The 21,978-nt window shown below is 72.8% G+C and carries 20 protein-coding genes; 8 read left to right on the top strand and 12 right to left on the bottom strand.

Annotated elements, in window-relative coordinates; all coding sequences use genetic code 11:
- From A6Q81_RS08870 to A6Q81_RS08880, 3 genes are all read right to left on the bottom strand, one after another.
- A partial coding sequence (locus A6Q81_RS08870; protein WP_286690231.1) for a hypothetical protein occupies nucleotides 1-1,296 on the bottom strand: 1,296 nt, incomplete at its 3' end.
- Between the two features lie 178 nt (nucleotides 1,297-1,474).
- Entirely contained in the window at nucleotides 1,475-2,956 is a 1,482-nt protein-coding gene (locus A6Q81_RS08875; protein WP_067857536.1) for a vWA domain-containing protein, read from the bottom strand.
- 8 nt (nucleotides 2,957-2,964) lie between these two features.
- Complete coding sequence (locus tag A6Q81_RS08880; protein WP_067857533.1) at nucleotides 2,965-3,840, bottom strand: AAA family ATPase; 876 nt, start codon at nucleotides 3,838-3,840, stop codon at nucleotides 2,965-2,967.
- A gap of 36 nt (nucleotides 3,841-3,876) precedes the next feature.
- Between A6Q81_RS08880 and A6Q81_RS08885 the strand changes: the two genes are divergently transcribed.
- Both A6Q81_RS08885 and A6Q81_RS08890 read left to right on the top strand, forming a co-directional pair.
- Nucleotides 3,877-4,275, top strand: coding sequence for an SRPBCC family protein (locus A6Q81_RS08885; RefSeq protein WP_144433738.1), 399 nt, complete (start codon nucleotides 3,877-3,879; stop codon nucleotides 4,273-4,275).
- A 9-nt stretch (nucleotides 4,276-4,284) separates the two neighbouring features.
- Nucleotides 4,285-5,595, top strand: coding sequence for a M20/M25/M40 family metallo-hydrolase (locus A6Q81_RS08890; protein WP_067857530.1), 1,311 nt, complete (start codon nucleotides 4,285-4,287; stop codon nucleotides 5,593-5,595).
- 25 nt (nucleotides 5,596-5,620) lie between these two features.
- Here A6Q81_RS08890 and A6Q81_RS08895 read toward each other — a convergent pair whose 3' ends face one another.
- The gene (locus A6Q81_RS08895; RefSeq protein WP_253024734.1) at nucleotides 5,621-5,818 is read right to left on the bottom strand and encodes a DUF5703 family protein; all 198 of its coding nucleotides are present in this window, start codon (nucleotides 5,816-5,818) and stop codon (nucleotides 5,621-5,623) included.
- A gap of 2 nt (nucleotides 5,819-5,820) precedes the next feature.
- A complete protein-coding gene (locus A6Q81_RS08900; protein ID WP_286690232.1) occupies nucleotides 5,821-6,786 on the bottom strand; it encodes an aldo/keto reductase in 966 nt (321 codons plus the stop codon).
- Nucleotides 6,787-6,834: 48 nt separating this feature from the next.
- On the opposite strand from A6Q81_RS08900, the gene A6Q81_RS08905 reads away from it, so the two are divergent.
- Nucleotides 6,835-7,674: an undecaprenyl-diphosphate phosphatase gene (locus A6Q81_RS08905; protein WP_067857522.1), complete on the top strand. Its 840-nt coding sequence runs from the start codon at nucleotides 6,835-6,837 to the stop codon at nucleotides 7,672-7,674.
- 38 nt (nucleotides 7,675-7,712) lie between these two features.
- Nucleotides 7,713-8,405: an SDR family oxidoreductase gene (locus A6Q81_RS08910; RefSeq protein ID WP_286690233.1), complete on the top strand. Its 693-nt coding sequence runs from the start codon at nucleotides 7,713-7,715 to the stop codon at nucleotides 8,403-8,405.
- A gap of 439 nt (nucleotides 8,406-8,844) precedes the next feature.
- Here the strand turns inward: A6Q81_RS08910 and corA are convergent, their stop codons facing one another.
- The 3 genes from corA to A6Q81_RS08925 form a co-directional block, all read right to left on the bottom strand.
- On the bottom strand, nucleotides 8,845-9,804 hold the full coding sequence (corA, locus tag A6Q81_RS08915) for a magnesium/cobalt transporter CorA (protein ID WP_286690234.1): 960 nt from the start codon (nucleotides 9,802-9,804) through the stop codon (nucleotides 8,845-8,847).
- Between the two features lie 101 nt (nucleotides 9,805-9,905).
- Nucleotides 9,906-10,739 (bottom strand): FHA domain-containing protein, encoded by an 834-nt coding sequence (locus A6Q81_RS08920; protein ID WP_286690235.1) that lies wholly within the window; start codon nucleotides 10,737-10,739, stop codon nucleotides 9,906-9,908.
- Nucleotide 10,740: 1 nt separating this feature from the next.
- Nucleotides 10,741-11,010: a hypothetical protein gene (locus A6Q81_RS08925; protein ID WP_286690236.1), complete on the bottom strand. Its 270-nt coding sequence runs from the start codon at nucleotides 11,008-11,010 to the stop codon at nucleotides 10,741-10,743.
- A 121-nt stretch (nucleotides 11,011-11,131) separates the two neighbouring features.
- Here A6Q81_RS08925 and mshC point away from each other — a divergent pair, with 121 nt between their 5' ends.
- Nucleotides 11,132-12,346: a cysteine--1-D-myo-inosityl 2-amino-2-deoxy-alpha-D-glucopyranoside ligase gene (gene mshC, locus A6Q81_RS08930; RefSeq protein WP_286690237.1), complete on the top strand. Its 1,215-nt coding sequence runs from the start codon at nucleotides 11,132-11,134 to the stop codon at nucleotides 12,344-12,346.
- A 31-nt stretch (nucleotides 12,347-12,377) separates the two neighbouring features.
- On the opposite strand, the gene A6Q81_RS08935 is transcribed toward mshC, so the two are convergent.
- From A6Q81_RS08935 to A6Q81_RS08950, 4 genes are all read right to left on the bottom strand, one after another.
- Nucleotides 12,378-13,079 (bottom strand): DUF2786 domain-containing protein, encoded by a 702-nt coding sequence (locus A6Q81_RS08935; RefSeq protein ID WP_286690238.1) that lies wholly within the window; start codon nucleotides 13,077-13,079, stop codon nucleotides 12,378-12,380.
- Nucleotides 13,076-13,921 (bottom strand): PAC2 family protein, encoded by an 846-nt coding sequence (locus A6Q81_RS08940; protein WP_308207064.1) that lies wholly within the window; start codon nucleotides 13,919-13,921, stop codon nucleotides 13,076-13,078. The genes A6Q81_RS08935 and A6Q81_RS08940 overlap by 4 nt, the downstream gene beginning before the upstream one ends.
- 39 nt (nucleotides 13,922-13,960) lie before the next feature.
- Nucleotides 13,961-17,629: a methionine synthase gene (gene metH, locus A6Q81_RS08945; protein ID WP_370200102.1), complete on the bottom strand. Its 3,669-nt coding sequence runs from the start codon at nucleotides 17,627-17,629 to the stop codon at nucleotides 13,961-13,963.
- 259 nt (nucleotides 17,630-17,888) lie between these two features.
- Nucleotides 17,889-19,181, bottom strand: coding sequence for an MFS transporter (locus A6Q81_RS08950; protein WP_286690240.1), 1,293 nt, complete (start codon nucleotides 19,179-19,181; stop codon nucleotides 17,889-17,891).
- A 74-nt stretch (nucleotides 19,182-19,255) separates the two neighbouring features.
- Between A6Q81_RS08950 and A6Q81_RS08955 the strand changes: the two genes are divergently transcribed.
- From A6Q81_RS08955 to A6Q81_RS08965, 3 genes are read left to right on the top strand one after another with little or no spacing between them, the layout of a single operon-like run.
- Nucleotides 19,256-19,903 (top strand): HAD family hydrolase, encoded by a 648-nt coding sequence (locus A6Q81_RS08955; RefSeq protein ID WP_286690241.1) that lies wholly within the window; start codon nucleotides 19,256-19,258, stop codon nucleotides 19,901-19,903.
- Nucleotides 19,904-19,940: 37 nt separating this feature from the next.
- Nucleotides 19,941-20,894: a site-2 protease family protein gene (locus A6Q81_RS08960; protein ID WP_286690242.1), complete on the top strand. Its 954-nt coding sequence runs from the start codon at nucleotides 19,941-19,943 to the stop codon at nucleotides 20,892-20,894.
- Nucleotides 20,891-21,778 (top strand): tRNA (adenine-N1)-methyltransferase, encoded by an 888-nt coding sequence (locus A6Q81_RS08965; RefSeq protein WP_253025354.1) that lies wholly within the window; start codon nucleotides 20,891-20,893, stop codon nucleotides 21,776-21,778. The genes A6Q81_RS08960 and A6Q81_RS08965 overlap by 4 nt, the downstream gene beginning before the upstream one ends.
- Nucleotides 21,779-21,978 lie beyond the last annotated feature (200 nt).

Here is a 21,978-nt window from a genome sequence, read left to right on the forward strand (position 1 = left end):
GTTCGGCGACGTCGTCCAGCCGAGTGCGCCGGAGCGGCAGGTGCTGTTCGGCACCCACTCGCCGGCACGGCCCGGCGGCGGGGGCTCAGGCGTCGGGGTCGGGCTCGCCGTCGGCGTGGGCGTCGTGGGCTCGGGCGTCGGTCCCGGGTCCGTGGGGGTCGGCTGCGTGGGCGTCGGCTCGGACGGCGTCGGCTGGGGGGCCGGTGTCGACGGCGACGTCACCGTCACGTCCGCACCGCGGAACCGGAGGGCGGCGCCGCGCGCGAGGCCGTCGCCGCGGTAGACGACCCGGATGCGACTGCCGGAGCGCTCGGTGCGCAGCCGCGCGCCCAGCCAGGCCCAGTCGGTCACGGCGTCGCGGGAGCCGCTGAACGACTGGACGACGCTGCCGTCGGTCGCCACCTCCTGCAGGGTCAGGCGCACGGGACGCGCGCCGCCCACCGTCGACACCTGGCTCGCGACGTGCACGAGCGAGCCGGCTTCCAGGCGGTCGCCCGACCGACGCGAGGTGGCCGTGAGGTTCCCGCTCCCGCTGGCGCGCAGCTGGCAGACGCGCTCGGGCGCGTCGACGCCGGAGAGCAAGGCGTTCGGCGACGTCGTCCAGCCGAGTGCGCCGGAGCGGCAGGTGCTGTTCGGCACCCACTCGCCGGCACGGCCCGGCGGCAGCACCGCGCGCACGCGCACCGGGCGGACGAAGAACCGGGCGTGCCCGCGGGTGCGGGTGTGCACCGGGCGGACGGCGATCCGGCTGCCCTCGTGCGCGATGGTCAGGGTGGTGGAGACGGTGCGGTACGTCCAGCTGCCCGGCACGGCGCGTCCGGTGACGATGCGGGTCGCGCCCGACGTGCGTCGCTCGGTGACCCGTAGGGCCAGCCGGCCGCCGCGCAGGCCCGACGCCATCGGTGCGGTGACCGTGACCCGGGTGCCCGCGGGGAAGGCCAGCAGGCTGGAGCTGCTCTGCGCCGCGACGTCACGGGTGCGGGGCGAGTGGTTCTTCACGACGAGCGCACGACGGGACGAGCGTTGCTGGACCGCCAGGCGGGCACGGTCGCCGGGGTGCCACGACGCACGGCCCGCGGCGAAGTCGTGGTTGCGCAGGACCTGCGCCGTCGTGGGGGAGGTCGTGGCCGAGGCGGTCGTCGCGGTGGCCGGCCCCGGGTCGAGCGAGCGCGCGGGGGCTCCAGCGAGCGCGGCGGAGGCCGGAGCGGCCATCGCGCCGACCGCGAGCACCCCCGACAGGAGGTGGATGCCGATGCGCGGCACCCACCCCCCGGGGGCGATGGTGCGTTCTCCCATGACGTGCCACCTTGGTGTTCTTCTCCCTGGCGCAGCACGCGGTCTCCCGTCCGCGACGCTGCTCGTGGGACGAACTCAACCACAGGTCGGGACTTTGGTCCTGATTTAAATTGAGAATCTTCGGGACAACGTCCCGGGGCCGTCCGGGACCTGCGGGCGAAGGCCCCGGGACACCCGCTCAGGTCGGGAGCAGACGGCCGACGAAGGCCTCGAGCTGGGCGATGGTGCTGCAGGCGTGCATGGGCACGACCTGGGCGTACTCGGGTGCCACGGAGTCGCCGAGACCCCACCGGGTCGGGTGCTCGGGGTTCAGCCAGAACGTGCGGCGCGCGCGGTCCGCCACCGCAGCGAGCGCGGGCAGGCCGAGGGGCTGGTTGTTGTTCCGCGCGTCGCCCAGCACCAGCACGCTCGTCCGCGGACCGACGGCGTCGAGGTGGTGCTCGGCGAAGTCCGCGAACGCCTCGCCGTAGTCGCTCGAGCCGTGCCAGGAGGTCACGCGCGCCTCGGCCGCGATGCGCGCCGCCAGGTCGCCCCCGTCCTTGACGATGTCGGTCACCTCCGCAGTGGCGTTCACGAAGGCGAACACGCGCACCTTGCTGAACTGGTCGCTCAACGCACGGACGAGCAGCATCGTGAACGCCGAGAACCCCGCCACCGACCCCGACACGTCGCACAGCAGCACCAGCTCCGGTCGTCCCGGGTGCGGCCGGGCGTGGACGGGCACGATCGGGACGCCACCGGTCGACAGCGCCTTGCGCATCGTCCGGCGGACGTCGATCCGTCCGCGCTGCGACGCGCGTCGTCGGGCCGACAGCCGGGTCGCGAGCCGACGCGACAGCGGACCGACCGCCACCCGCAGCTCCTCGAGCTGCTGACGGTTGGCGCTCAGGAAGTCGACGTGCTCGCTCGTGCTGCGCACGGCGTGCCGCAGGATCGTGTCGCGCCCGCGCGACTCCGCGGTCCGACGTCGAGCCTCGGACGCCACCATCTGGCGGAACGCCTCCACGAGCCGCCGGACCTCGTCACGCTCCAGGCGGTCGGTGAACGGCGTGGCGTCGACGTCCCCGTCGCCGGACTGCGCGGCAGGACCCTGGGCACCGCCGGGCCCTCGACCTGGCCCCGAGCCACCCTGGCCCTGGCCCGACGCGCCCTCGCCGCCGGCGCCGCGCAGGGCGAGGGCGCGGGCGATCGCCGTCTGCGGAGCCATCCTGTCGAGGGTCTGGAACGCCGACCAGCCCGTGCTGCCCGTCCCGGGCGTCCCCACCGTGCCCAGCGCGTCGACGGCCAGCTCGGCGAGCTGCTCGAGCGTGCGCAGGTCGCCGTCCGCCAGGGCCATGACCAGCAGGTCGCGCAGGTCCTCGGTGTCGAGCGGCCCGTCGTGCTCGGCGACGCTCGCCGACGCGCCGACGCCCGTGGGGAAGAACAGGTCGAAGGTCATGTCGAAGACCTCGCGCTGACCACCGCGGCGCACCAGCGCGGATGCCAGGCCCTCGCGCAGGAGCGCCCGGTCCTCGAGACCGAGCACCGTCGCCACCTGTCCGGCGTCGACGACCTCGCTGGTGCCCACCTGCATGCCCTTCGAGCGCAGGGCGGTCGCGAACGCGACGAGCCGGCCGGCGAGGTCCTCGCCGACCGCTGCCGTCCCGCTGACGTCGTCCACGCGGCCGCTCAGACCTCGAGCGCGGCGCCGACGTCGAGCGTCTCGCGCGCCTTCTCGATGTCCTCGTGGTGCTTCAGCACGACGCCGAGCGTCTGCTGCACGGCGTCGTCGTCGAGCCGGCCCCCGAGGGCGAGCAGCGTCTGCGCCCAGTCGATGGTCTCCGAGACCGACGGCGTCTTGCGCAGCGGCATCGCGCGCAGGGCGTTGACCACGCGCACCAGCGAGGCCGACACCGCGTCGTCGAGGCCCGGGGCCTTGAGCTCGACGATGCGCCGCTCCAGCTCAGGGTCCGGGAAGTCGACGTGCAGGAACAGGCAGCGCCGACGCAGCGCCTCCGACAGCTCGCGCGTGGCGTTCGAGGTGAGCACCACGAACGGGCGGCGGGTGGCGCGGATCGTGCCGAGCTCGGGCACCGTCACCTGGAAGTCGCCGAGCACCTCCAGCAGCAGCCCCTCGATCTCGACGTCGGCCTTGTCGGTCTCGTCGACGAGCAGGACGGTGGGCTCCGTCCGACGGATCGCCGTCAGGAGCGGGCGGGGGAGCAGGAACTCCTCGCTGAACACGTCGGTGCGGGCCTCGTCCCACGACTCGTCGCGTCCCGCGGTGATGCGCAGCAGCTGCTTGGCGTGGTTCCACTCGTACAGCGCCCGGGCCTCGTCGACGCCCTCGTAGCACTGGAGCCGCACCAGCTCGGCGTCCTGCGAGGCGGCGACGGCACGCGCGAGGTCGGTCTTGCCCGTGCCCGCAGGCCCCTCGACGAGCAGCGGCTTGCCGAGCACCGACGCCAGGTACACGGTCGTGGCGATCGCGTCGGACGCGAGGTAGCCCTGCTGCGCCAGGCGATCCTTGACGTCCTGCACCGAGCTGAAGTTGGTCGTGGCCATCGTGCCCCTTCCGGCGATCGTGCCTACCATCGTGCCGTGGGAGCTTTCGAGGTCGTGCGCGAGGTGCCGATGGAGCCCGCCGAGGTCTTCGCGCGGCTCACCGACTGGGAGCGTCACGGCGAGGCCGTGCCCCTCACGCGGATCCGTCGGACGGAGTCCGGGTTCGTGGCCCGCACGGGCGTGGGGCCGCTCGGGTTCGACGACGTGATGGACGTCGTCGCCTGGGACCCGCCACGCTCGTGCCGCATCGAGAAGCGCGGCCGGGTCGTGAAGGGCTGGGCCGAGGTGCACGTGGAGCCCACGCCGCACGGCTCGCGCGTGGTGTGGCGCGAGGTCGCGCACACGGTGGGCGTCCCGCGCTTCGCGGCGCGCCTGGAGGAGGCTGCGGGTCGGCGGCTGTTCGGCCGCGTGGTCGACCACCTGCTGCGCACCTAGACTGCCCGCATGGGCACCAGCGAGCAGTCGTACACCGCCGAGGCCGAGGCCCTGGAGATCTGCCGTGACCTGATCCGGCTCGACACCTCCAACTACGGCGACGGCAAGGGACCGGGCGAGCGCAAGGCGGCCGAGCACGTCGCGGCCCTGCTGGCCGACGTCGGCATCGAGTCCGAGATCGTCGAGGCCGCGCCGGGTCGGGCGAGCGTCGTGGCGCGCTGGGGCGACCAGACCTCCAGCCGCGACGGTCTCCTCGTGCACGGCCACCTCGACGTCGTCCCGGCGCAGGCCGCCGACTGGACGGTCGACCCGTTCGCCGGCGAGGTCCAGGACGGCTACCTGTGGGGCCGCGGCGCGGTCGACATGAAGGACTTCGACGCCATGCTGCTGTCGGTGGTGCGTGCCCGTCAGCGGGCCGGCGTCGTGCCGGAGCGCCCCGTCACGCTCGTGTTCACGTCCGACGAGGAGGCCGGCGGACGCGAGGGCGCCCACTGGCTCGTCGAGCACCGTCCGGACCTGTTCGAGGGCTGCACCGAGGCGATCGGCGAGGTGGGTGGCTTCTCCGTCGAGGTCGGGGGACAGCGGCTGTACCTGATCGAGTCCGGCGAGAAGGGCATCAGCTGGATGCGGCTGCGGGCGCGCGGCACGGCCGGGCACGGGTCCATGCGGCAGAGCGACAACGCGATCACCCACCTGGCGCAGGCGCTCGCGGCCATCGGCGAGCACGCCTGGCCGGCGACGCCGGGACCGTCGATGCAGCTCCTGCTGGCCAAGATCGCCGAGCTCACCGGCGACGACGCGCAGGACCCCGACACGCTCCTCGAGCACGTCGGCCCGGCCATCCGCATGCTCGGTGCCGGCCTGCGCAACTCCACCAACGCGACCATGCTCGAGGCCGGCTACAAGCACAACGTCGTGCCGGGGGAGGCCATCGCCTACGTCGACGGCCGCTACCTGCCGGGACACACCGACTCCTTCCTGCCGGCCGTGCAGGAGATCGTCGGCGACCGGGTGGACGTGGAGCCCTACATCGTCGACCGCGCGCTGGAGTACCCGTTCCGCGGCGACCTCGTCGACGCGATGACGGTGGCCCTGCACGCCGAGGACCCCGACGCGCACATCGCGCCCTACCTGATGTCCGGCGGCACCGACGCGAAGGCGTGGGACAAGCTCGGCATCACCTCCTACGGCTTCACGCCGCTGCGCCTGCCCGGCGACCTCGACTTCACGGCGCTGTTCCACGGCGTCGACGAGCGCGTGCCGGTCGACGCCCTGGAGTTCGGCGCGCGGGTCTTCGACCGGTTCCTCGACCTCGCCTGAGGCCGGGATCCCGGCGGAAGATCGTTCAGAGCGTCGCGCGGACGCGGATGATCTTTCGTCGTAGCCGAACAGTGCGGTGGCCGGAGCGGTCCTTGCGGAGCCGGTCGATCTCCCAGCCCTGGAACTCCGCCGCGTCGGTCAGGAGCCGGCAGACGGCGTTGCGCGACTGCGTCCGCGGGATCGAGAAGTCCCAGAACTCGTACTCCACGGCACCTCGTCGCATGCTCACCTCTCGTCCTCCCAGGTGTGGGGCGCGGACACGTCGTCCAGCGCCGCGATGATCTCCGTCGGCAGCTCGAGCGCGTCCGAGCCCAGGGCTGTGCGCAGCTGCGCCGTGGTGCGCGCGCCGACCAGCGTGGAGGCCACCGTCGGGCGGTCGCGGACCCAGGCGAGTGCCACGTGGGCCGGTGCGGCGTCGAGGCCCTCTGCGGCCCGGACGACGGCGTCGACGACGGGCGCCAGGTCGGGGCCGAGGTACGGGGCGACGAAGCCGCTCCACTGGCTCGACGCGGCCCGCGAGTCGGCCGGCGTGCCCGTCCGGTACTTGCCGGTCAGCACGCCGCGCGCGAGCGGGGACCACGCGAGGTGCCCGAGCCCGAGGTGCTCGGCCGCAGGGACGAGCTCCTCCTCGACGGTGCGGTTGAGCAGCGAGTACTCGACCTGGTGGGCGACGAGCAGCGGTCCGAGCGTGCGCGCTGCCGTCGCCGCGGCCAGGCCCACCTGCCAGCCGGCGAAGTTGGACACCCCGACGTAGCGGACACGGCCGGTCGTCACGGCGTGCTCGAGGGCGGACAACGTCTCCTCCCATGGCGTCAGCGGGTCCCAGGCGTGGAGCTGCCAGAGGTCGAGGTGGTCGGTGCGCAGTGCGCGCAGCGACGCGTCGAGCTGGGCGAGCAGGTGGCCGCGGGAGGCGTCGGTGACCGCGTGGCCCCGCCGGAACCCGACGACGCCCTTGCCGGCGAGCACGACCTGGTCGCGGACCCCGCGCTTGGCGACCAGGTCGCCGACCAACGCCTCGGCCCGGCCCTCGCCGTAGACGGGAGCGGTGTCGATGAGCGTGCCGCCGGCGTCGAGGAACGCGTCGAGCTGCTCCTCGGCCTCGACCTCGTCGACCTGGGAGCCGAAGGTCATGGTGCCGAGACCGAGCCGCGAGACCCGCAGCCCCGAGTGACCGACCTGACGCTCCTGCATGCCAGCACCCTAGACCGCAGGTCCACACCGGAGGTCTAGGCTCGCAGGGTGGATGTCCTGCGATCTGTCGTGCTCGGCCTCGTCCAAGGGCTGACCGAGTTCCTCCCCATCTCCAGCAGCGCGCACCTCGCGATCGTTCCCCGCTTCCTCGGGTGGGACGACCCCGGCGCGGCGTACACGGCGGTCGTGCAGATCGGCACCGAGCTGGCCGTGGTCCTGTACTTCTGGAAGGACATCTGGCGGATCGGCACCGGCTGGCTGCGCGGTCTCGTGTCGTCCGACGCGCGCGCCCTCCCGGAGTGGCGGATGGGTTGGTTCGTCATCATCGGCTCGATGCCGATCGTGCTGCTCGGGCTCGCGCTGGAGAGCCTGATCGACCGGCAGTTCCGCAACCTGTGGGTCATCGCGACGATGCTGATCGTCCTCGGCATCGTGCTGGGTGTCGCGGAGCGCGTCGGGCGGCGCACCCGCCCGATCGAGCAGCTCACCTGGACCCACGCGGTGGCGCTGGGCCTCGCACAGGCTGCCGCGGTGGTCCCGGGCGTCTCGCGCTCGGGCGCGACGATCAGCATGGGCCTGCTGCTGGGCTACGAGCGCGCCGCGGCCACCCGGTTCGCGTTCCTGCTGGCCATCCCCGCGGTGGTGGGCGCGGGTCTCTACAAGCTGAAGGACGTGCCGGGCGGGGAGAACGCCTACGGCTGGGGTCCGACCCTGATCGGCACCGTCGTGTCGTTCGTCGTGGGTCTCGCCGTCATCCACTGGCTCCTGCAGTACGTGAGCAAGCACTCGTACGCGCCGTTCGTCGTCTACCGCATCGCTCTCGGCACACTCGTGCTCGCGCTCCTGGCCTTCGGGGTCATCGGAGCGGGAGTCTCGGCGTCGGTCTAGCGGCTGCGACCTCCCAGGCGTCGTCCTAGGGTCGGGACATGACCCGTCCCACCGCGCTCGTCACCGGAGCCACCCGAGGGATCGGCCGCGCCGTGGCCGAGGACCTCGCCCGTACGCACGACGTCGTCCTCGTCGGACGTGACGTCGAGGAGCTCGACGCGGTGGCGTCGGGTCTCGAGGGCTCAAGCGTCCTGGCGCTCGACGTCGCGGACGCCGACGCGGTCGACGCGGCGTCGTTGCCGGAGCGTCTCGACGTGCTCGTGCACGCGGCGGGCGTGGCGGTGAACGGCACGGTCGGGGAGGTGACGCGCGACGACTGGCGCTCGGTGTTCGAGGTCAACGTCTTCGGCGTCGCTCACCTGACGTCGCGGCTGCTGCCCACGCTGCGCGACGGGGGAGGGACGGTCGTGCTCGTGAACTCCGGCGCCGGGCTGTTCTCGACGCCCGGGAACGCGGTGTACTCGGGCAGCAAGTTCGCGCTGCGCACCTTCGGCGACTGCCTGCGCGAGGAGGAGCGCGAGCACGGCGTGCGTGTCGTGTCCGTGCACCCGGGGATCGTCGACACGGCGATGGGCCGGCAGGTGCTGGAGCGTGGCGACGGCGGCCACCCGGAACGGATGATCCAGCCCGCCACCATCGCCGCCGCGGTGCGCGTCGCCGTCGACGCCCCGCCCGAGGCGCAGTTCGAGACCATCTCCGTCCGCCCGACGCTGGACCCTAAGGGGGACTGAGGGCGGGGGACAGGGGGCCGTTCTGGTGCGCGGCCTCGGCTCACGCTGGGCGCCGTCTCCGCGCGGGCCTCGACCGGGCAGCTGGGCGCGACCTGGTCTGGGTTCTCGGGCCCTGGCGGGGCCTGGGTGACGCACGATTCTGCCTTGGTGTGGACCGTTCCACACGCGCCATCGGTGGATTCCCCACCGCAGAAGCGCTCCTGCGGTTGCAGATCCACCGATAGGACGCGCCAACGCAGAAGCCTGGCCCGAGAACGCAGAAACGAAGAATCGTGCGTCCAAGGGCGGGCCCAGACGAGACGCCGAGACCCGAGGTCGCCCCCAGCCCCGCTGCCGGTCGAGGCCCTCTCGGTGGCTACACCCAGCGCGACCGCAGGCCGCGCACCAGCAGGTGGAGACCCGCAGCTACCGCACCAGCAAGGCCCAGCCCCCACCCGCCCTACAGCCACCCCGACCGCTTGAAGCGCCAGTAGATGTAGAGGCAGAGGCTGCCGATGACGGCGAGGCACAGCGGGTAGCCGAGGTGCCAGGAGAGCTCGGGCATGTACCGGAAGTTCATGCCGTAGATGCCGGCGATCGCGGTGGGGACGGCGAAGATCGTCGCGCCGGCGGTGAGCTTGCGCATGTCCTCGTTCTGCTGGACCGACAGCTGCGCGAGGTGCGCGTTCAGCGCGTTGTCGAGGAGGTGGTCGATCGCGTCGATCGCCTCGGACGCCCGGGCGAGGTGGTCGGCGATGTCGCGGAAGTAGGGGCGCGCCTCCTCGGGCACCGCCACCGTCGCGAAGCGGTGCACCGGCTCGCGCAGGGGCAGCACCGCACGCCGGAACTCCAGCGTCTCGCGCTTGAGCCGGTAGATGCGCGTCGAGTCGCTGGTGCGCTCGTCGGAGAACACCGACGTCTCGACCTCCTCCACGTCCTGCTCGAGCTCGCGGGCGACGTCCTCGTAGTGGTCGACGATCGTGTCGATCACGGCGTGGAAGGCCGCCGTGGGACCGTGCGACATCGCGCCGTCGACCGACTCGGCCCGCCGCCGCGCCTCGCGCAGCGACTCGCCGCCGTGGCGGACCGTCAGCAGGAACTTCTCGCCGAGGAAGACGTTGACCTCGTGCGTGCGGATGTCGTCGTCGCTGTACGTGACGCTGCGCAGCGACGCGAACAGGTGGTCGGAGTAGCGCTCGACCTTCGGCCGCTGGTGCGCCTCCAGCGCGTCCTCGACGGCCAGCGGGTGCAGCGAGAGCGCCGACGCGACCCGCGACAGCTCGTCGACGCGCGGGTTGGCCATGCCGATCCAGATGAACTCGTGGTCCTCCAGGGCGTCCAGCGCCTCGCGGAGCGACTGCTCGTCGTGGGCGGTGTCCTGGCGGACGCCGTCGCGGTAGGTGGCGCAGTCGACGATCACGCACACATTCTGGACCACCGACGGTCCCAGTACGCGCGACGCGCCCCGCGGTGGTCACCGCGGGGCGCGTGGCCGTCCCGTCGTCCTGCGCCGTCGTCGGGTCAGCGCTGGTACCGCGGCGGCTCCTGGGGGCGCTGCCGGCCGATCTCGCCGCCCTGGCGCCCGCCGAACGGGCGACCGTGGTCGGCGAACTCGTCGCGCACGTAGGTCAGGCGCCACGGTCCGACCTCGATCCGCGCGCCCGTGCGCAGCGTCTGCACCGGGAGCTCGCGACCGTTGACGAACGTCGGCGTCGCTCGGCCCCGTGCGCCGATCACGTACTCGTCGTCGTCCGTGCGCGTGACGACGGCCTGCAGCTCGCTCGTGTCGTCGAGCACGAGGTCACAGCTCTCGGCGGCGCCGATCGACGTCTCCCCGAGCGCGAGGTGGTGCACCCGCACCTCGCGCGCCATGGCGGGGACCCGCGTGTCGGAGAGGTAGAGGCGGGGGTGTCCGCCGCCGTACGGGTCGTGGGTGGTCGTCACCCGACGTCGTGCCCACGGCGCGGTGGGCAGGTCCGGCCAGGCGACCGGCGGCGGCACGTCGAGCGCGTCGCCGCCGCTCGTCAGGGCGCGCGTCTTCAGCCGGGCGGCGGCACGCCAGCGCAGCACCTGCACGTGGCGCGAGCCGGTGGCCAGCCGGTGCCAGACGTGCGTCGGCACCGCACCGAGCCGCAGGATCGGCCCGTCGTCGTCGGCGACGTCGAGCGTCCACCCGTCGTCGGCCAGCCGGGCGGCGACCGTGCGCAGGTCACCGCCGCTGCGCCCCGCGACGAGCACGTCGAGGTCACGGCTGTGCAGGACGACGCGGTGGCCGACGGACGTCACGCGCGCCGACGCCACGGCGCCGCTGTCGCGCAGCAGCTCCACGGTGACGTCCGCGGCGAGCCCGGGCATGTCAGCGGCGCGCCGGGTCGGCGCCCGGCAGGTCGTCGTCGCTGGTGGTCACGCGCACCGTGCCGTTGAAGCGCCACAGCGCACGAGGGGCGTCGGGGCCGGTGTCACGCGGCACCTCGACGTCGAGGTCGCGCAGCTCGTAGTTGACCGCGGCGCCACGTCCGGTGAGGTACTCCCACATCTCGCGACCGAGGTCGGTCCAGTCGGTCACCGGCTGCGGTCCGGCAGCCTGTCCGGTCAGGTCGCGGTCGTGCTGAGGGGTGGTGGTCATGTCGGATCCTCCTGTCAGGGGTGCCTCCAGCGTGACCAGCGCCCGAGGGTGCGGCAACTCGAACGGGACAGCCGTCGACTCGCCGCGCGACCCCTCCCGGCCGGCGGATACGCTCGGACCCATGCGCGCCTGGACGGGACCCGAGGTCCCCACGATCGAGCTTCCCGGGGTCGACGTCCCGCCGCTGCGGATCCACGACACCCGGACGTCGGGACTCGTCGAGTCGGCCCCCGAGCGGGTGGCGCGGCTCTACGTCTGTGGCATCACGCCCTACGACGCGACGCACCTGGGGCACGCCTCGACCTACCTCACCTTCGACCTGCTGCAGCGTCAGTGGCTCGCGCGCGGACTCGACGTGTCCTACACCCAGAACGTCACCGACGTCGACGACCCGCTGCTCGAGCGCGCCACGGCGACGGGCGTCGACTGGCAGGAGCTCGCCGAGCGCGAGACCGAGCTGTTCCGCACCGACATGTCCGCGCTGCGCGTGCTGGCACCACAGCACTACATCGGTGCGGTGGAGTCGATCGACCTCGTCACCGCCCTGGTGGAGCGTCTGGGCGACGCCGTCTACCGGGTCGACGACGACCTCTACTTCGACGTGCACGCCGACGCCGCCTTCGGATCGGTGTCGGGGCTGGACGACGACACGATGCGCCGCGTGTTCGGCGAGCGCGGCGGCGACCCCGACCGGCCCGGCAAGCGGCACCCGCTCGACTGCCTGGTCTGGCAGGCGCCCCGTGAGGGCGAACCCTCCTGGGAGTCGCCGCTCGGTCCCGGCCGTCCCGGCTGGCACGTGGAGTGCGCGGCGATCGCGCTCGAGCACCTGGGCACCGACTTCGACGTGCAGGGCGGCGGCTCCGACCTCGCGTTCCCGCACCACGAGATGTCCGCGTCCGAGGCGCGCGTCGCCACGGGCGAGGAGTTCGCCCGCGCCTTCGTGCACGCCGGCATGGTCGGCTTCGAGGGCGAGAAGATGTCGAAGAGCAAGGGCAACCTCGTCCTCGTGTCGCGGCTGCGCGAGTCCGGGACCGACCCGATGGCCATCCGGCTCGCCCTGCTCGCGCACCACTACCGCAGCGACTGGGAGTGGTTCGATGCCGACCTGACGGCTGCCGAGGAGCGTCTCGCGCGCTGGCGTACCGCCGTCGGGCGGCCTACGACGGCGCCGGGCGACGACGTCGTGCGCGACGTCCTGGCGGCTCTCTCCGACGACCTCGACGCGCCGCGCGCCCTCGCGGCCGTCGACGCCTGGGCTGCGGCCGACGGGTCCGACGGGGACGCCCCGGCCAGCGTGCGGGCCGCGCTCGACCTCCTGCTCGGCGTCCTGCTCTGACTCGCCCCGCCCTGGCTCGTCCCGCGGTGCGTCAGCGCTGTAACGACGTGCCGCGCCCCAGGTCGGCGCGCTCCCCGCTGGCGTAGCCGTCGGCGAGCCCGCCGCCGCTGAGCCTGCGCCGCGGAGCGCGCCGCAGGTCGCCGTACCGGGCGTGCATCGCCGACTCGACCTCCGCGCTGCGGTCGGCCAGGACGAGCTCGACCGACGGCTCCTCCTGCGAACGTTCCGCCTGGGCGTCGGCGCGAGCGGCGTCCTCGACGCTGCGCAGCCTGACGTAGACCGCCTGCGCGAAGCCCTGCCACCACGAGCGCCGGAAGGCCGCGGTGTGCTCGCCGGGCGGCACGACGACCCGCGCGAGCTCGTGCGCGGCCTGCAGCAGCAGGCTGGTCACGAGGATCTCGGTGCCCCGCACGTCGGCCTCGAAGCCGAAGACGTGCACCGTCGTCGTGCGCTCGCCACCGACGAGCACCGACTGGCAGCGCAACGCGTGCGCGACGTGCACCGCGAGCGTCGCCTTGTCGCGCAGGTAGGGCGCGTCGAGCCGCAGGTAGGCGTCGACCACCCCGCTGGTGCGGTGCCCCTCGGCGGCGAGCAGCGCGGCGTCGATGCCGTAGCGCGCCATCAGTGCCTCGGCCTTGTCGCGGCACGCCTGCGCCTCGGCAGGGGTCGCTCCCGGGTCGTCGGCGAGCACGAGCAGCTGCCGGACCCGACGCAGGGTGGCGTCGTCGCTCACGGACCGCCGTCGACGTTGCGCCGGCGCAGGTAGCGCTCGAACTCGCGCGCGATCGCGTCGCCGCTGGCCTCGGGCAGCTCGTCGGTCGTGTGCTCCTCCTCGAGCTCCGACACGTACTCGGCGATCTCCGGGTCCTGCGCCATGAGGTCGTCGGCGCCGTGCTGCCAGGCCTGGGCCATCTCCTCGAGCGCGCCCTGGGGGAGCGGCACCCCGACAGCGTCCTCGAGCGACCCGAGGAGGGCCAGCGTGGCCTTCGGGCACGGCGGCTCCGCCACGTAGTGCGGGACGGCGGCCCACAACGAGATGGCGGGCAGTCCGTCGGCCGACGCGACCTCGCCGAGCACCGCGTTGATGCCGACGGGTCCGACGTAGCTGGAGGGCCGCAGCGAGAGCCGCTCGGCCAAGGTGGGGTCGCTCGTGGAGCCGCTCACCGGCACGGGTCGCGTGTGCGGGGTGTCCGCGAGCAGCGCGCCGAGCGTGACCACCTCGGTCACCCCGGCGAGCCGCGCGAGCCCCAGCACGGTGGAGCAGAAGTGCTTCCAGCGGAAGTTCGGCTCGGGTGCCTTGAACAGCAGCACGTCGCGCTCGGACGAGCGCGGGCGCGCGTGCCACAGGGTCGGCGTGGGCCAGTGCAGCACGCGCGCACCGTCCTCGTCCGGGTGCACGATGGGTCGGGTCACCTGGAAGTCGTAGTAGTCCTCCGGGTCGAGCTCGGCGAGCACCTGCGCGTCCCACTCCTCGACGAGGTGGTCGACGACCGACGACGCAGCGTCGCCGGCGTCGTTCCAGCCCTCGAACGCGGCCACCATCCAGGGGTCGTTCAACGGGGGGATCGACTGCACGTCCACCACCCTACGGGGGAGGGTGTGCAGTGCTGCTCCCTACTCGTCGTCAGGGCGGTACCCGAGGTTGGGGGAGAGCCAGCGCTCCGCCTCGGCGACGCTCCAGCCCTTCCGCTCGGCGTAGTCGGCGACCTGGTCGCGGCCGAGGCGGCCGACGACCATGTACTGCGACTGCGGGTGCGAGAAGTACCAGCCGCTCACGGACGCCCCGGGCCACATCGCCATGCTCTCCGTGAGCTCGATGCCGGTGTGCTTCTCGACGTCGAGCAGCTCCCACAGCGTCTGCTTCTCGGTGTGCTCCGGGCACGCCGGGTAGCCGGGCGCCGGGCGGATGCCGACGTACTTCTCGGCGATGAGCTGCTCGTTGTCGAGCGACTCCTCCGGCTGGTAGCCCCAGATCTCGCGGCGGACCCGCTCGTGGAGCCGCTCGGCGAACGCCTCCGCGAGCCGGTCGGCGAGTGCCTCGAGCAGGATGGCGCTGTAGTCGTCGAGCTGCTCCTTGAACTCGGCGATGCGGTCGGCGCCGCCGAGGCCCGCCGTGACCGCGAACGCCCCCACGTGGTCGGGCAGCCCGGTCTCGAGCGGCGCGACGAAGTCGGCGAGGCTCTTGTGGGCGACGCCCTTGCGGTGCTCGGTCTGCTGGCGCAGGTGGTGCAGGACGGCCACGGACTCCTCGCGCGCCTGGTCGGCGAAGACGACCGTGTCGTCGCCGCGCCCGTTGGCGGGGAAGATGCCGACCACGCCGCGCGCCGTGAGCCAGCGCTCGGCGACGATGCGGTCGAGCATCTCCTGGGCGTCGGCGTACAGCTTCGAGGCCGCCTCGCCGGTGGCGGGGTTGTGCAGGATGTCGGGGAAGCGTCCCTTCATCTCCCACGCGTTGAAGAACGGCTGCCAGTCGATGTACTGGCGCAGCTCGTCGAGGGGGTAGTCCTCCAGGACGTGCGGGACGCCCACCTCCCACTGCGGCTGCGGCGGGGCGTAGCCGTCCCAGTCGATCGGGGTCGCGTCGGCGCGGGCCTCCTCGATGGGCAGCAGCTTGCGCGTGTCCTGGCGGGCGGCGTGCCGCTCGCGCAGGCCGTCGTAGTCGTCCTTGAGCGCCTCGAGGAACTGCGGCTTCTGCGCGTCGGACAGCAGCGACGCGACCACCGGGACCGAGCGCGACGCGTCCTTCACCCACACCACGGGACCGTGGTAGCGCTCGTCGACCTTCACGGCCGTGTGCGCCCGCGACGTCGTCGCGCCACCGATGAGGAGCGGGACGTCGAAGCCCTGACGCTCCATCTCGCCGGCGACGGTCACCATCTCATCGAGCGAGGGCGTGATCAGGCCCGACAGGCCGATCACGTCGGCACCGTGCTCCTTCGCCGCGTCGAGGATCTTCTGCGGCGGGACCATGACACCGAGGTCGATCACGTCGTAGTTGTTGCACTGCAGCACCACGCCGACGATGTTCTTGCCGATGTCGTGCACGTCGCCCTTGACCGTGGCCATGATGACGGTGCCGTTGCTGCGGCCCTTGTCGGACTCGTCCTTCGTGGCCTCGATGTACGGGATGAGGTAGGCGACGGCCTTCTTCATCACGCGTGCCGACTTCACGACCTGGGGGAGGAACATCTTGCCTGCACCGAAGAGGTCGCCGACGACGTTCATGCCGTCCATCAGCGGCCCCTCGATGACCTCGATGGGCTTGCCGCCGCGCTCCTCGATGATCGAGCGCAGCTCCTCCGTGTCGTCCTCGACGTGGGCGTCGATGCCCTTGACCAGGGCGTGCGTGATGCGCTCGCCGATCGGGAGGGAGCGCCACTCCTCGCTCGCGGCCTCGGCCTTCTCGCCGGTGCCCGCGAACTCGGTCGCGATGTCGAGCAGCCGCTCCGTGGCGTCGGGGCGACGGTTGAGGACCACGTCCTCGATGCGTTCGCGGAGCCTCTCGTCGACCTGGTCGTAGACCACGAGCGCGCCGGCGTTGACGATGCCCATGTCCATGCCCGCGCGGATGGCGTGGAACAGGAACACGGCGTGGATCGCCTCGCGCACCGGATTGTTGCCGCGGAAGGAGAACGAGACGTTCGAGACGCCACCCGAGACGAGCGCGTGCGGCAGGTTCTGCTTGATCCAGCGTGTGCCTTCGATGAAGTCGATGCCGTACTCGGCGTGCTCCTCGATGCCCGTGGCGACCGCGAACACGTTCGGGTCGAAGATGATGTCCTCGGCCGGGAAGCCGACCTCGTCGACGAGGATCCGGTAGGCGCGCTCACAGATCTGCTTGCGCCGCTCCAGGGTGTCGGCCTGGCCGTCCTCGTCGAAGGCCATGACGACGACGGCGGCGCCGTACTTGCGGCACAGCCGCGCGTGCTCGACGAACGGCTCCTCGCCCTCCTTGAGCGAGATCGAGTTGACGATCGACTTGCCCTGCAGCACGCGCAGACCGGCCTCGATGACTTCCCACTTGGAGGAGTCGACCATGACCGGGACGCGGCAGATGTCGGGCTCGGCCGCGACGAGCTTGAGGAAGCGGTCCATCGCGGCGACGCCGTCGATCATGCCCTCGTCCATGTTGACGTCGATGACCTGCGCGCCGTTCTCGACCTGCTGGAGGGCCACGGCGAGGGCGGTGTCGTAGTCGCCGTCGCGGATGAGGTTGCGGAAGCGGGCCGAGCCGGTGATGTTGGTGCGCTCGCCGACGTTCACGAACAGCGAGTCGGCGTCGACGACGAGCGGCTCCAGGCCCGAGAGGCGCAACGCCGGCTGGACGGTGGCGGGCACCCGCGGGGGGAGGCCCTCGACGACCTGGGCGATGTGCGCGATGTGGTCGGGGGTCGTGCCGCAGCAGCCGCCGACGAGGTTGTAGAGCCCGGCCTCGGCGAACTCGCGCAGCACCGCCGCCGTCTGGTCGGGCTCCTCGTCGTACTCGCCGAACGCGTTGGGCAGACCGGCGTTCGGGTAGCAGGACACGAAGCAGTCGGCCAGGCGCGACAGCTCGGCGACGTAGGGACGCATCTCCTCGGCGCCGAGGGCGCAGTTCAGGCCCACGAGCAGCGGCTTGGCGTGGCGCACGGAGTACCAGAAGGCCTCCGTGGTCTGGCCCGAGAGCGTGCGCCCGGACGCGTCGGTGATGGTGCCGGAGATGACGATCGGCCAGCGCCGCCCGTACTCCTCGAACACCGTCTCGACGGCGAAGATCGCGGCGCGCGCGTTGAGCGTGTCGAAGATGGTCTCGATGAAGACGAGGTCCGCACCGCCGTCGAGGAGCGCCCGCGTGGCCTCGGCGTACGCGTCGACGAGCTCGGTGTAGGAGACGTTGCGTGCACCCGGGTCGTTGACGTCGGGGGAGATCGAGGCGGTGCGGGTGGTCGGGCCGAGCGCGCCGGCGACGTAGCGCGGCCGGTCGGGGGTCCGGGCCGTCACCGCGTCGGCCTCGCGGCGCGCGAGGGCGGCCGCCTCGTAGTTCAGCTCGTAGGCCAGCTCGACCATGTCGTAGTCGCGCAGGGAGACCGCGTTCGCGTTGAACGTGTTGGTCTCGATGACGTCGGCGCCGGCCTCGAGGTACTCGCGGTGGATGCCCGCGATGATGTCGGGCTGGGTGAGCGTCAGCAGGTCGTTGTTGCCGACCACGTCGCTCGGCCAGTCCTTGAAGCGCTCGCCGCGGTAGCCGGCCTCGTCGGGCCGGTCGCGCTGGATCGCGGTGCCCATGGCGCCGTCGAGCACCATGATGCGCTCCGAGAGTCGGGCCGTCAGGTCCTCGGTGGCGTCGGGACGCCACGCCTGGGGTCGGGTCACACGCTGCTCCACTGTCGCCTCAGTCCTCCACGATCGACACGAACGGACGGCGTCCTCCGGCCTGGTGCACGGAGCGATGACGTCCTGGTGATGGTGGGAACCCCCAGCCGGCGGCGGGCTCGCGTGGACCTTCGCGGAGATTCGTGCACCATCATCCCACGAGAACGCAAGGTGACGCGGGAGGTCACGCTCACAGGGGGTGCGCGGCCTCGTCGGCCGGCATCCGCGCCCACACGACGGCGACGACCGCAGCGACCACCGGGACCACCGCGGCGACGAGGAACACCTCGCGGACACCGACCAGCTCGCCTGCCGGACCGGCGAGGGCGACGGACGCGGGCACGAGCAGTAGCGAGACGAAGAAGTCGAGGCTCGACGCTCGGCCGAGCAGGTCCGGCGGCACCCGACGCTGCAGCAACGTGCCCCAGATCACCATCGGCGCGGAGAGCAGGACGCCGACGACGAACAGGGCCGCGGCGATGGCCGGCACCGACGACGTGAAGCCGACGACCACGAACGGCACGCAGCCGAGGCCCCACATGAGCACCATGACGGTGAGGTAGCGCCGCGGCATCCTCAGCATGCTCATGCCGAGCGACGCGAGGGCGCTGCCCGCGCCGTACGCGGCCAGGATCCACGCGTGGCCCGTCGCGTCGCCCCCGCCGTCCTTGACCACGAACGGGATGAGCACGTCCATCGGACCGACGACGAGCAGCAGCATGAGGCAGGCGAACAGCAACGTCGCGAGGAACCAGGGCGTCCTGACCATGTAGCGCACCCCGCCGCGCAGGTCGGCGACGGCGCCGCGCAGGGGGTGGTCGCCCAGCGCCGCGGCGTCGCGGCGCAGCGGCACCGGGTGCAGGAGCAGCAGGGTGAGCAGGCAGCCCAGCTGGCAGACGGCGACGAGCAGCAGCGCCCAGGCCGGGGAGGCCAGCGCCACGACGAGGCTGCCGAGGGCGGGCCCGCCGGCGTGCTGGAGCGTCGGTCGCAGGAACCCCTCGATGCCGTTGGCGGCGAGGAGGTCGTCGGCCTCGACGACCGACGGCAGCAGCGCGCTGTAGGCCGGGAAGTAGAAGCCGACCGCCATGCCGAGCACGGCGCCAGCGACCGTCAGGTGCCAGATCTCCAGCCCGCCGGCGAGCGCCAGCGCCGCGACCACGGCCAGGACGGCCATGCGGGTGGTCGCCGTGGCCATGAGGATGCGCCGCTGGGGCACCCGGTCGGCGGCGACGCCCCCGACGAGCACCGTGACGACCATGCCGAGGGCGTAGCCCGTGACGGCCAGCGAGAGCGCTCCGGGACCACCGCCGAGCGCGATGACCTGCCACACGACCGCGATGACCCAGACGCCCTCGCCGAGCAGCTCGAACGCCGCCGCGCCGATCAGCGGACGGTACTGGCGGTGGCGGAACGGGCGCAGCGGTCCGCGGGCCCACCCCCGGACCGGCAGCGCGCCGCCGGGACGGGGCGTGAGCTCGGTCATGTCGGTCCCAACCTAGGCGTCGGCTCCGACAGGCCGTGTCCGAGGGCGGGGGTCGGATCTCCTAGGCTCGTGCGGTGACCACACCCGCCGCCGTCCTCTGGGACCTCGACGGCACCATCGTCGACACCGAGCCCCTCTGGATGGCCGCCGAGACCGCGCTCGCCGCGCGGCACGGCGCGACCTGGACCGAGGAGGACGGGCTCGGTCTCGTCGGCAACGACCTCATGGAGTCCGCGCGCATCATCGAGGCCCGGATCGACTCGGGGCTCACGCCGGAGCAGATCGTCGCCCACCTGGTCGACGAGATCGCCGTCGCGATGCGCCGCGACCTGCCGTGGCGCCCGGGCGCACGGGAGCTGGTGCACGCGCTGGCCGATGCCGGCGTGCCCCAGGCGCTGGTCACGATGTCCTACCGCGAGATCGCGCAGCCCGTGGTCGACCTCCTGCCGTTCGACGCCGTCGTCACGGGCGACAGCGTCACCCACGGCAAGCCCCACCCCGAGCCGTACCTCGCCGCCGCGCGGGCCCTCGGGGTCGACGCCGCCTCCTGCCTCGCCATCGAGGACTCCGCCACCGGCGCAGCCTCGGCCGACGCCGCCGGTTGCGTCGTGCTGGCCGTGCCGCACATGGTGAGCGTGCCCGACGGACCCCGTCGGAGGCTGCGCACCACCTTGGCCGGCCTCGACCCCGCCGGTGTCGCCGCCCTGTGGTCGGGCGCCTGAGCACGCCGACGCGGCCCGCACCGCTAGGTTGGGAGGCGTGAGCGTCCCGTCGAACCCGCCGCCGCGTGGCACGATCCGCTTCGGCCGGCTGGGCGGCGCCGACCTGGTCGCCCGACCGTCGCTCCTGGCGATGGGCGTCGTCCTCGTGGTGCTGTTCGCGCCGCGCTTCCAGGCGGAGGCCCGGACGAGCGCGTATCTCCTTGCCGCGAGCTTCGTCCTCGCGCTCTACGTGTCGGTGCTCGTGCACGAGCTCGCGCACCTGGGCGTCGCCCGCGCGTTCGGCATGCGCGTCCCGTCGGTCACGTTGCACCTGCTCGGCGGGGAGACGGCGATCGAGGGGGAGAGCCGCACCCCATGGCAGGAGCTGCTGACGTCGGTCGTGGGACCCCTGGCCTCGCTGGGCATCGGGCTGCTCGCGCACGCCCTCGCCGACGGCAGCGACGGCGTCGCGCGGGACCTGTGGTGGTCGATCGGGTGGGTCAACCTGCTCGTGGCCGCCTTCAACATGCTGCCCGGCCTCCCGCTCGACGGCGGCAGGGTGCTGCGTGCGCTCGTCTGGATGGCCACCCGGTCCGAGCGGCTCGGCGTCGTCGTGACCGCGTGGATCGGACGGGTCGCGGCCGTCGGCATCAGCGCCTTCGTCCTCTGGCGCGCCGCGCAGGGCGAGACGTGGAGCGCCCGATGGTGGCTCGACGTCGTGCTCGTCGCGTTCGTCGCCTCGTTCCTCTGGGTCGGTGCCACCGGCGCCTTGCGCGGCGCCGACCGCGGCACCCGCATGAACGGCCTGCGCGCCGACGAGCTCGGCCGTCCGCTCACCGACGACGTCTCGCCCCACTGGCCCCGCCTCAGCGTCCGGACGCAGGGCACCGCCCTGCTGCGCGCGATGACCGCACGCCCGGCCGAGGTGTACCTCCTCGTCGACGACGAGGAGCGGCCGGTGGGCGTCCTCCTGGCGTCGGACGTCGACGCCGCCTACCGAAGGGAATCATGACCACCTGGATGCGCAGCGGACCGTTCGTCGAGGGCGAGTGGGTCCGACTCTCCGACGCCAAGGGTCGCAAGCACAACATCCGGCTCGAGGCCGGGCGGGAGTTCTCGACGAAGAAGGGCCAGCTCCGCCACGACGACATCATCGGCGAGCCCGAGGGCATCATCGTCACCTCCACGCTCGAGGGCCAGTACCAGGTGTTCCGGCCGCTGCTGTCGGAGTACGTGGTTTCGATGCCGCGCGGCGCGGCGATCATCTACCCGAAGGACGCCGCGCACATCGTCACGATGGCCGACATCTACCCCGGCGCACGCGTCGTCGAGGCAGGCGCGGGCTCGGGCAGCCTGACCGCCTACCTGCTGCGCGCGGTCGGCCCGGACGGCCACCTGGGGTCCTACGAGATCCGGGAGGAGTTCGCCGAGACGGCGCGCAGGAACGTGGAGCAGCTCGTCGGCACGGACCACCCGGAGTGGACGCTCACCGTGGGGGACGTGCGCGAGGTCATGGCCGAGCCGGAGATCGACCGGCTCGTCCTCGACATGGTCGACCCGTGGTCGTGCGTCCCGCTCGCGGCCGAGCGGCTCGTGCCCGGCGGCATCGTCTGCGCCTACGTCGCCACGACGACCCAGCTGTCGCGCTTCGTCGAGACGCTGCGAGCCGACGGCGGCTTCACCGAGCCGCACGCGTGGGAGACCATGCAGCGCTCGTGGCACCTCGAGGGTCTCGCCGTGCGTCCCGACCACAAGATGGTGGGCCACACGGCGTTCCTCGTCACCGCGCGGCGCATGGCGCCGGGCCACCCGGCCCTGGAGAAGACCCGCCGCCCCGCGCCGGGCGCCTACGGCCCCGACTACACCGGGCCCCGGCCGGCAGGCACCGAGCTCTGACCTCGCCCGGCCAGGACGGCCTGGCGGGGGTTCCGGGCCGTGGGCGGAGGACGGTCCGGCGGGGGTTCCGGGCCGTGGGCGGAGGACAGCCTGTCGGGGGTTCCGGGCCGTGGGCGGGGAGGAGCCCCGCAACACGATCGTCATCCGACGCGCGCCGAGACGACCTTTCGTGCAACCTGATCTCCGTTAGGGTCGAACTC

It is taken from the genome of Aeromicrobium sp. REDSEA-S38_B2, assembly GCF_001628525.1.
In the GTDB taxonomy this organism is placed as follows: Bacteria; Actinomycetota; Actinomycetes; order Propionibacteriales; family Nocardioidaceae; genus Aeromicrobium; species Aeromicrobium erythreum.

Bases quoted from the DNA above. Each gene is read 5' to 3' on its own strand.
- A6Q81_RS08890 (WP_067857530.1), top strand. From the start codon at position 4,285: ATGGGCACCAGCGAGCAGTCGTACACCGCCGAGGCCGAGGCCCTGGAG.
- A6Q81_RS08910 (WP_286690233.1), top strand. From the start codon at position 7,713: ATGACCCGTCCCACCGCGCTCGTCACCGGAGCCACCCGAGGGATCGGC.
- A6Q81_RS08895 (WP_253024734.1), bottom strand. From the start codon at position 5,818: ATGCGACGAGGTGCCGTGGAGTACGAGTTCTGGGACTTCTCGATCCCG.
- A6Q81_RS08900 (WP_286690232.1), bottom strand. From the start codon at position 6,786: ATGCAGGAGCGTCAGGTCGGTCACTCGGGGCTGCGGGTCTCGCGGCTC.
- A6Q81_RS08920 (WP_286690235.1), bottom strand. From the start codon at position 10,739: ATGCCCGGGCTCGCCGCGGACGTCACCGTGGAGCTGCTGCGCGACAGC.
- metH (WP_370200102.1), bottom strand. From the start codon at position 17,629: ATGGTGCTCGACGGCGCCATGGGCACCGCGATCCAGCGCGACCGGCCC.
- A6Q81_RS08965 (WP_253025354.1), top strand. From the start codon at position 20,891: ATGACCACCTGGATGCGCAGCGGACCGTTCGTCGAGGGCGAGTGGGTC.
- A6Q81_RS08925 (WP_286690236.1), bottom strand. From the start codon at position 11,010: ATGACCACCACCCCTCAGCACGACCGCGACCTGACCGGACAGGCTGCC.
- A6Q81_RS08880 (WP_067857533.1), bottom strand. From the start codon at position 3,840: ATGGCCACGACCAACTTCAGCTCGGTGCAGGACGTCAAGGATCGCCTG.
- mshC (WP_286690237.1), top strand. From the start codon at position 11,132: ATGCGCGCCTGGACGGGACCCGAGGTCCCCACGATCGAGCTTCCCGGG.
- A6Q81_RS08950 (WP_286690240.1), bottom strand. From the start codon at position 19,181: ATGACCGAGCTCACGCCCCGTCCCGGCGGCGCGCTGCCGGTCCGGGGG.